The sequence below is a fragment of the Neorhizobium sp. BETTINA12A genome (assembly GCF_023006485.1).
GTDB lineage: Bacteria > Pseudomonadota > Alphaproteobacteria > Rhizobiales > Rhizobiaceae > Neorhizobium.
In genome coordinates, this window is the sequence record NZ_JALBGW010000030.1 from 38,412 (window position 1) to 47,767 (window position 9,356).

General features: G+C 62.1%; 9 protein-coding genes and 1 pseudogene. 1 reads left to right on the forward strand and 9 read right to left on the reverse strand.

The annotated features are described in order from the left end of the window. Positions 1-79: 79 nt before the first annotated feature. From MOV61_RS11060 to MOV61_RS11070, 3 genes are all read right to left on the reverse strand, one after another. Positions 80-739, reverse strand: coding sequence for a transcriptional regulator (locus MOV61_RS11060; protein WP_040125503.1), 660 nt, complete (start codon positions 737-739; stop codon positions 80-82). A 653-nt stretch (positions 740-1,392) separates the two neighbouring features. After that, positions 1,393-1,677: a hypothetical protein gene (locus tag MOV61_RS11065; RefSeq protein ID WP_040125504.1), complete on the reverse strand. Its 285-nt coding sequence runs from the start codon at positions 1,675-1,677 to the stop codon at positions 1,393-1,395. A 40-nt stretch (positions 1,678-1,717) separates the two neighbouring features. Next, positions 1,718-1,900 (reverse strand): hypothetical protein, encoded by a 183-nt coding sequence (locus tag MOV61_RS11070; RefSeq protein WP_040125505.1) that lies wholly within the window; start codon positions 1,898-1,900, stop codon positions 1,718-1,720. Positions 1,901-2,279: 379 nt separating this feature from the next. Between MOV61_RS11070 and MOV61_RS11075 the strand changes: the two genes are divergently transcribed. Next, on the forward strand, positions 2,280-3,443 hold the full coding sequence (locus MOV61_RS11075; protein ID WP_408962371.1) for a LacI family DNA-binding transcriptional regulator: 1,164 nt from the start codon (positions 2,280-2,282) through the stop codon (positions 3,441-3,443). Positions 3,444-3,446: 3 nt separating this feature from the next. Here MOV61_RS11075 and MOV61_RS11080 read toward each other — a convergent pair whose 3' ends face one another. The 6 genes and pseudogenes from MOV61_RS11080 to MOV61_RS11105 all read right to left on the reverse strand — a co-directional run. After that, positions 3,447-4,505 carry a carbohydrate ABC transporter permease gene (locus MOV61_RS11080; RefSeq protein WP_247136608.1) on the reverse strand — a complete coding sequence of 353 codons (1,059 nt, stop codon included), beginning with the start codon at positions 4,503-4,505 and terminating at the stop codon, positions 3,447-3,449. A 2-nt stretch (positions 4,506-4,507) separates the two neighbouring features. Then, entirely contained in the window at positions 4,508-5,503 is a 996-nt protein-coding gene (locus tag MOV61_RS11085; protein WP_247136609.1) for a carbohydrate ABC transporter permease, read from the reverse strand. After that, the gene (locus MOV61_RS11090) at positions 5,490-6,608 is read right to left on the reverse strand and encodes an ABC transporter ATP-binding protein (protein WP_247136610.1); all 1,119 of its coding nucleotides are present in this window, start codon (positions 6,606-6,608) and stop codon (positions 5,490-5,492) included. The genes MOV61_RS11085 and MOV61_RS11090 overlap by 14 nt, the downstream gene beginning before the upstream one ends. Continuing rightward, a complete protein-coding gene (locus MOV61_RS11095; protein WP_247136611.1) occupies positions 6,596-7,960 on the reverse strand; it encodes a glycoside hydrolase family 28 protein in 1,365 nt (454 codons plus the stop codon). Before MOV61_RS11095 ends, MOV61_RS11090 begins: the two co-directional genes overlap by 13 nt. Next, entirely contained in the window at positions 7,957-9,051 is a 1,095-nt protein-coding gene (locus MOV61_RS11100) for a glycoside hydrolase family 105 protein (protein WP_247136612.1), read from the reverse strand. Before MOV61_RS11100 ends, MOV61_RS11095 begins: the two co-directional genes overlap by 4 nt. A 15-nt stretch (positions 9,052-9,066) precedes the next feature. After that, a pseudogene (locus MOV61_RS11105) lies at positions 9,067-9,356 on the reverse strand (hypothetical protein); the annotation flags it as partial.

Genomic DNA, 9,356 nt, shown 5'->3' on the forward strand with positions numbered 1-9,356 from the left:
GCGGCAGAACGAACCGCCGCCAAAATGTTCATTTCGATAAACATGAGAATGCGGCCGGCGCTTGACCGACGGCTGTCGATCAACCGAGGTTGAGCCGCTTTCGCAGATCGGCATTTTCAGCACGCAGCTTCTCGGCCAGCTGCTTGCGCAGTCTCTGGTTTTCCTCTTCCAGCTGCAGGAGATCCGCAAACTCGTCAACGACCGCCGTCGAAGGAGTAGCCGCCACCTGCACAACCTTCGGAGCACGTTTGACAGGCGCACGTTTGGCGCTTGGCGCACCTTCGTCGGACTTTGCCTTGCGTCCTCTCTTCGGCTTTGCAGCTACGGCATTCGAAGCCGCTGCCGGTTGCGCCGAAACTGCAGCTGAGGCCGTCTCAAGCGCCGCCTTTTTGGCGCGAGGTTTGCGCTCTTTCTTCGGCGCGGGCGCCGCTACGGCCGGCGTGTCAGCATCGCTTATCGTGTCAATATCGTCGGCCATTATGGTCTCCTGTAAAGCCGATGCATTTGTCTCCTGCTCGTTCGGCAGTGTCAACAACACTGCCGCCTGTTGTTCTGCGGGTACAAGCATTTCGCTGCTTCTGGTCTGAGGAGTTGAAGACATAAATGGCATTGCCTCGTCCCGCAGATCCTGCGCCACGGATTTGAGGTCCATGTCTCCCCAGATCGAGTTCGGATTGGAATTGAGTTTTCGCCGACCCGATCTGTACTCGACGGCAAAGCTGCGCTGGACTTTTTTCACTTTGAGAGGCCTCGGGTGTCTGCGGTGATGTGTTCGGCGACGCGTTCGGTATCGCAGCAAGGCTTGCAAATAGCCACTTTCGCGCCGGCAATCTATAGCCTTGGCGCAGCAGGCGACCCCTGCCCTCGCGACAAGACCGCTAACAAGCGTGGATCCCGCCATAAATGACGATGGCTCCAATGAAGAGCCCTGCTATCGCCAATGCGACGCAGCATCCGATCAGATCATCGTACCAGCTCCGAACTATGCTTTCGAACGGTCACTGCCACGACTCGTTTTCCGCGTTTCCATGCCGTTTCCAATGCTGTGATCACTGAAGACGCCGAACTACGCCACCGCTGTGGGAGTTCCAATGTGGACGCCCCAACTCCCGAACCGAGATGTAGACAGTGTCCTGGTGGGGCCTGCCTGGCTTCCAAATCCTTGATGACATTGCTGAACATCCGAACGTGACGCTGCCAGGAGACTGGACATCTAACGCTAGATGATCAGCAGGCTGTGGGCACTCGGCAACCGTGCCCCAATGACGGCACCCTGCAGCTGATCCAGGAACAACGGCCCGAAAGACCGCGGCCGGATCCGGAAGCAACGACGCCGCAGGCTTGAAAGCCGAGGGGAAAGCTATCGAACCCGGGCGGCGTCAATCCTGTGCGCTAGGGAGACAACCGTATCAAAGTTCCGTCCATCGCCGCAGCAATGATCGCCGCTGCGATCTGCCGGAGAGGTCCGCGGGCGATGAGCATCTCCGGCGGCGGGTGTTTTCCCGGACCCGGATCAATGAAGGCCGAACATTCGTGATCCAACTCCAGCATTGCTATGAACGATGTCGCGACAATCATTTCTCCGCAGGCAGCGCATCGCAGGATATACGAGCCGCCGTGGACGACCGATTCCGTTTTCTCCAATCCGCAAGCCCTACAGAGTAACATACTATTCATGGCCCAAATTTAACCGCGCACATTGCTTCTGATCATGAGGTCATGAGGCGATCGCCAGGATAACGGCGATGACGAGCAGCAAGGGGCCCATCCACCTGAAATGACGAACCACCGGCAACTTGTGCGCCGGATTTCGCGACAAGGACAGATAGCCAAAGCCCAGGGACGTCATCCACAGCCCGGCGCAAAACATGATGAACTCGTCGATATAGGTTGCGATCATCGCGGTTGCTCCTAGCTTTGAACGGCACCGTTAAAACCTGTATATTCACTCGCCGTCATCAGATAAAGCACCGGCGCGCGGACGGAAGGAAAAAGTGCAGAGCGTTCGACACTTCCGTGCGATACGGTCACGATGTCACTGTTGACCTCCAGGCTCCGCACCGTTGGTGATCATCGACGGCCAGAAAGCTGCTATAATTAATTGAGCTCTCATCACACGCGGACCGACGAGCCACCTATAGAAAGACGGTGCTTAGGGTGGAGACGAAGCGATTCCACAACAACCCGACGCAGATTTTCGGCGGAAGGCAGCGTCAAGATTGTCTTGCGTTGGACCGCTGCAAACATGCATGATGGAGAAGTTCATTGCATCAGCGGGGATGAGGCATCGCTCCGGCAACAGGTCTGCGCGGGGATATCCAAATGGCCGGCACGAACAATGCGAGACATTGTTTGCTCGTATTGGCGCTTCGAAAACCCAGCTTAAATCGAAAGAAATTCTATTGAAAGCCAAGATAGGCTTGAAAGATGTGGCTCTGGATGCCGGTGTTTCGCTCAGTACCGCGTCCCATGTTCTCAACGGAACCGCGCCCATATCCATAGAAGTTCGGGAGCGGGTTCTTAATTCCGCGCAAAGGCTGGGATATCTGGAAAAGCGCAGAAGCCGGGCGACGATCGCCACGCTTCGCACGATCCTCCTGGCGATTACCAGCGATGCGGCGCCTCACAGCGACGTCAATCTCGTCAGCTGGACGATGCTCAACAGCCTGCGCCAGGAATGCGAGCGGCTCAGCATCCGGATCGTCCCTTTCGTCAGCACCGGCAGCCGGATCGACGCGAGCGAGGTGCGCCGCATGGCGCAGGTCGAAAATGTCGACGGCATCGTCATCCTCAACGACGACCGGCCGGAACTGATCCGCGTCCTTGCCGCAGGTCGCATACCGCTCGTCATCCTGAATGGCGAGGACCCTTCGATGCTGGTCGATACGGTCACCGGTGAAAACCGCTTCGGCGCCCGCCAGGGAACCGAGCACCTGCTTTCGCTCGGCCATCGCCGCATCCTGCATCTGACGTGGAAGGGCAGGACCACCATTCGCCGCCGATATGACGGCTACGCCGATGCGCATCTTTCGGCCGGCCTTGCCATATCGCCAGAGATGATCGTCGAGGCGGAGGGATACGAGCCCCACCAGGGCGAGCAGGCGATCCGCCAATTGCTTTCCGAAGATAGCAGCCTGCGCGGCGCGACCGCGATCTTCTGCGCCGCCGATAACCTGGCGCTCGGCTGCCTGAGGGCGCTTGCGGTATTCGGCATGCGCGTGCCGGAAGAAATGTCCGTGCTCGGCTTCGACGACATCGTGCCCGGCGAGTTCAGCACACCGCCGCTCTCGACGGTCCAGTTGCCGACCGACCGGCTGGGGGCCGCCGCAATCAGCCTTCTGGAACAACGGCTCGTCGCCAACGATCCGCTGCGGCCGGCCTACCGGCTGGAACTCGGCTGCAAGCTGGTGCTGCGGGGCAGCGTCGCTCCGCCCCGCAGGTGAACCTCACTTCATTCCGGTGCCGGCAATGCCGGTGGTGATGTATTTCTGCAGGAACAGGAAGACGACCGTGACCGGTGCCAGGCTCAGGAAGGTCATGGCGAGGATGTAGTTCCACTGCACGGAGAACTCGCCCTGGAAGGCGTTGAGCCCGACCTGCAGGGTGAAGTTTTCGCGGCTGCTCAAGACGATCAAAGGCCAGAGAAAGTCGTTCCACCGCCACAGGACGGAAAAGATCGCCAGCACCGCGAGCGCCGGTGCCGTCAGCGGCAGGATGATGCGCCAGAAGATCCGGAACTCGCTTGCCGCGTCGACACGGGCCGCCTCGATGAGTTCGTCGGGGATGGTAAGCATGTACTGGCGCAGCAGGAAGACCCCAGTCGGCGAGGCAACGGTCGGAATGATGATGCCCCACAGACTGTCCACCAGGCCGACGCCGACGACGACCAGATAGGCCGGGACCATGACCACCGTCAGGGGGATCATCAGCGTCGAGATGATCAACACGAAAATCGCCTTCTCGCCCCGGAACCGGTATTTCGACAGCGCGAAAGCCGCAAGCGCGTTGACGACGAGCGTCAGCAGCGTCGCCACGAAGGTAACGAAGACCGAATTCTTCAGAAAGGTGAGGAAGTCGAACCGGGTGAGCGGATCGGTATAGTTCTCGGTCGCGATCGTAAGCCGCTGGACCGGCGACATGTTCTTGACGTCGACGCTGACCGGCGGTCCGGGATTGCTCGGATCGACCATCTGGGCTTTCAGCCCGATGCGCCGCACCATCGCCATCTCGCGCCGTTGGCCGTCGACGTCGACGGTCCAGAGGCTGAGCGGGGCGTCGAAACCCGGTACGGTCTGCTGAACCGCCGCACGCGGCAGCAGCGTCGGCGGAAAGCGGGTGATCTCGGCGGCGGGCTTGAACGAGGAAAGGCCCGCCCAGACTACCGGAATGAGCACGGCAAGCGTGCCCAGGATCAGCCAAGCCCAGGAGAGCATGTCGGTGACGCCGATCCGGCCCGGCCGGCGGGTGCGGGTCAGGAAGGCGATGGGTGAGAGGCCTTGCGACATGGTCAGGACTCCATCTTGCGGCCAAGCCGCAGCTGTATGAGCGTCAGGGCCAGCAGCACGAGGCCCATCAGTACCGAGGCCGCCGAGGCGAGGCCGAAAAGGCGCAGGTCGCTGCCGAAGGCCATCTGGTAGATGTACTGCACGATGAAGCTGTTCGCGGTGCCGGGCCCGCCGCCATTGGTCAGCACCCAGGCTTCATCGAATATCTGGACCGAGCGGATCATCAGGAGGATCAGCACGACGAGCAGGTTCGGCCCGAGAAGCGGAAGCGTGATCCGCAAAAGCGTGCGCCGGGGCGAAGCCGCGTCGATCGAGGCGGCTTCGTAGAGATCCTTCGGAATGGCCTGCAGGCCGGCGAGAAGGATCAGCGTATAAAAGCCCATGTGGAACCAGACCGAAACGACCACCACGAAGAAGCGTGACCAGCCGACGTCCAGCAGGAAGATTTCCGGCGGCACGCCGAGCATTTGCAGGAAGGCGTTGAGCAGGCCGTTGCGGTCCAGGAACCACTTCCAGATCAGGCCGATGACGACCGGCGACAGCAGGACGGGATAAAAGAACATGGCCCGGAAGAAACCGCGGGCGGCCATCGCCCGGTTGAGGATGAGCGCCGTCACCAATGCCACGAGCAGCGTCGCGGCAACGTTGAAGCCGACGAACCAGAGCGTGTTCCAGACCGCCGTCCAGAACAGGGATTCGCGGCAGCTACCCGGACGAAGGTAGTCCTCGCACTGCAGGAGCTGGCGGAAATTATCGAAGCCGACGAAAGGCCGCTCCGACACGAAAAGGCCGGTGCCGCCGGTAAAGGCGTAGCCGACCGCGATGGCGATGGGGAGGAAGGTGAAGATGCCGAAAAGGATGAGGTTCGGCGCGAGGAACAGATAGGGCATCCGCTTCTTGCCCATCAGCCGCTCGAACCCGTTGATGGGCGCCTCGACGATGCCCATGACGAAGTCGAGGGCACGGCCGCCGAGATCGGTCGCCTTAGGCGTGCTCATGGACATCACTCCGTTGGCGAACGGATTGCGGCAGAGCCAGGCCGCTATCGGGATCGAAGACGTGCACCCGGCCGGATAGCGGCATGATCCGCAGAAGGTCGCCGGGCCGCGGCGCGAAATGGCCGGTCTGGTGGACGATGATCTGTTCGTCCCGTCCCTCGAGCGTCCCGTAGACATAGGTCTCGGTCCCGAGGCTCTCGTGATACTGGACGACGAACGGCAGTCCTTGGTCGCCGACCGAAAAATGCGCGGGCCGTATGCCGACAAGCACGGCCTGGCCTATCTTCGCCGCGGTGGGGTCGATCGACGCGGTGAGCGGAGCGCCGTAGCCGGCGTCGATCGTCACCCCGGCTTCGCCCATCGCCGTCACCTGGCCCTTGAGCATGTTCATCCGTGGGGATCCCAAGAAGCCCGCCACGAAGAGGTTCCTCGGGTTGTCGAAGAGTTCGAGCGGCGTTCCGACCTGCTCGATCCGGCCGGCATTGAGCACGACGATCTCGTCGGCCATGGTCATCGCCTCCACCTGGTCGTGGGTGACGTAGATCATCGTCGTTCTCAGCTGGCGATGCAGCCGGGTGATTTCCGCCCTTGTCTGTACGCGCAGCGCCGCGTCGAGGTTCGAGAGCGGCTCGTCGAAGAGGAAGATGTCCGGGTTGCGCACGATGGCGCGGCCGATCGCGACCCGCTGGCGCTGGCCGCCGGAAAGCTGCCGTGGCTTGCGATCCAGATAGGGCTCGATCGCCAGCATGCGGGCCGCCTCCCCGATCCGCGTCTCGATTTCACTGCGCTTGAATTTCAGGTTTTCGAGCCCGAAGGCGAGGTTCTTGCGCACGCTCATATGGGGATAAAGCGCATAGGACTGGAAGACCATGGCGATCTTCCGTTCTGCCGGCGAAAGCTGGACCACGTCGCGCCCGCCGATCTCGATGCCGCCGGCGCTGATGTCCTCCAGCCCCGCAATGATCCTCAGAAGGGTCGACTTGCCGCAGCCGGATGGACCGACGAAAACGACGAACTTGCCGTTGTCGATCGTCAGGTCGATGCCGTGCAGAACGGTCAGCGCGCCGAACGCCTTGGTGACATTCGTAAGTTTCAGATTTCCCATTCCCTGCTCCCGTCAGGTTCAGTCACTTTATGGACGACGCTCTCGACGTTCCAGCCTTCCGGTATCGGTTGCGGCCTCTCGAAATGCGCCTCCTCGATCGTAATCTCCTCTATGCCGGCGGTAAAAAGCGCCGGCATGCCGCCCGGGTAGTCGATAAGGCCGACCACCCGCCCGTCCGCGCCCTTCGTCCATGCATTCGCCCGGCCGGCAGCGTCCGCGCTCGGTGCGATATCCGCGTTGGTCGGCCGCAGATCATAGCGAAGTCCGGTGCCGAGCGGGCCTCTTCTCTGCCGCAGTCGCAGCCGCGAAAGCCTGACGCCGTCGATTCCTGCGGCGGACGTCGAGACGAGCGCGATCGCCCCGTCCATTTGGCCGCGCAGGTCCTCGACGATCAGGTTTCGAACGGCGCCGGCCCGGCGGGTGGGGATGCGATCCACCACCGTCACCGTCAGCGCTTCGCCCGATCCCCAGAAGCCATCGAGCGTCTCGTGGCAATCGACTTCTATCCGCGAGAAGCGGATATTGGTCATGTGGCCGCCGTCGCGCGAAAACAGCCCCAGTCCGCGGTTTGAATTCTGGACGCGGCAGTCCTCGAAGACAACGTCGGTGAAATCGCCGTAGGATTCCGTGCCGATCTTCAGCGCGCAGCTGTTGCTTTCGACCAGGCAGCGGCGCACGAGCACGTTTTCGCATTCTCCGATCGCTTGTCCGTCGGGTCCGGCGCTGGTCTTCAGGCAGATGCCGTCATCCGCGGTCGCTATGTCGCAGTCCTCCACAACCGTATGCCGGCAGGCGTCGAGCACGAGGCCGTCGGTGTTCGGCATGCGCCGGTTGTTCGAGATCTTTACGCCGCCGACATAAACGTCGTCGCAATTGACCAGGTGCAGAGTCCACATCGGCGAATCGACGATTTCCAATCGCTCGATCCTGACGCCGCGGCAGGATTCGAAGACCACCACCCGCGGGCGGTATTCCGCCGGGACAAAGGTGCCCATCGCCTCATCGTTGCCGGCGATGAAATGTTCACCTCCCGCCTCGATCCGTCCAGGGCCAGTCAAGGCTATGTCCGTCGCGTTTCCTGCGACGATCATGGCGCGGTTCGACTTCTCGGCGACAACCGAAACCGACGTCTTATCATAAGCTCCGTAGTCGGCGGCCGGGCGCAGGATCGCGCCGCTGGCCAGATGAAGCTCGACGCCGGATTGCAGCCTCAGCCCGCGCGTATTGTGGATACCTTCGGTAAGTTCCACGCAGCCGCCTCCGCGCGCGGCCATCTGGTCGATTGCCGCCTGAATGCGCGCCGTCTCGTCCTCCTGCACAGGCTCGATGAGAAGGGACGGGAACCTGTTCATGCGCCCTCCCCGCCCTCGAGCAGGACTTCCGTCAGAAGCAGCATCGTCAGCGCCTGCCCATAGGGGGTCGGCAGGTTGGGGATACGACGATAGAAATCCAGATCGTGCCCCATCGGCGTGCCGTCCGAGACGCCCTGGACGACGCCCTCGTCGTCGACCTGTGAGAGCACGGCCGCCAGCGCGCGTTCCGCATGCACCCGATTGGAGGCATCCAGGATGCCCGCATCGATGCCGCGCAGGATGCCGTAGGCGATCCCGGCCGTCGCCGATGTTTCAAGGGGAGATGTCGGGTCGTCGAGCAGCGTATGGAACATGCCGTCGGGGCGCTGCAGTCGCTTCAGCGAACGCACCTGGCTTGCAAGCACGTTCGACAGGAACCGCTTGTCCTTTTCCTCGAGATCGGGAACGAGCTCGAACAGTTCGGGAATGGCAACCGTGATCCAGGCGTTGCCGCGCGCCCAGAAGGCCCTGGCGAAATTGTGCCGGCCGTTGAAGGTCCAGCCGTGATACCAGAGCCCGGTGACCGGATCGGACAGATAGCGGGCATGCACCATGAACTGGTAGACGGCCTCGTCGATCCAGTCGCGACGCCCGCAGGCGACGCCCGCGCGTGCCAGAAACAGTGCGGCCATAAACAGCGTATCGTCCCAGAGCTCGCCGTCGTTCAGCCGTTCCTTGACGACGTGCTGAAAGCCGCCGTCCTCGGTCTTCGGAAGCCGGTGGACAAGCCAGTCCGCCCAATCCTCGACGAGCGCACGGAAATCCGGCCGGTCGACATGTTCGATGAGAATGGCAAGCGGCAGCATGGGGGCCGTGCTGTTGATCTGCCGCGGCGGCAGGCCCCGGCCGATTTGCCGGCCGTACCAGGCGACGAGGTCGTCGATGGCCTTCCAGTCGCCGGCGGCAAGAGCACGACGCAGGAAGCCGTAGAGGCCGACGCCGACTTCCCAGTCCCATTCGTCGAACTGGATACCACCGCTGGCATCGGCACCAGCGAGGCCTTCCTTGATGCCCTTGAGGCGGCTGAACGCGACCGCGACCTGATCGATCGTCTCCTGCAGGGCCGGTTTGTTGAGGGTCATCGAATCCATCGGTCGGAATGTCCTTTATGCATAGAATGGATGGTCGCCGTCGCCGGCGGTCGTGCTGTCATAGGTCAGGATCGGCACGGGCTGGTCGTGGATGAAGGGTCGCGGCTCTCCGCCGACGGTGAGTTCGCCGGCATAAAAGAGCGTCAGTGTTTCGCGGTCCGGCGGCGAAAGGCTGAGCATTTTGCTGTTGGTGTCGAACGAGACGGAGGTGGCGCGGATACGTTCGACGAAACGACGGAAAGCGGCGTCGTCGCCCGCGCCCACCACGGCCGCCCAGCCGGTGAGGGCACCCTCGGAGCGCACCT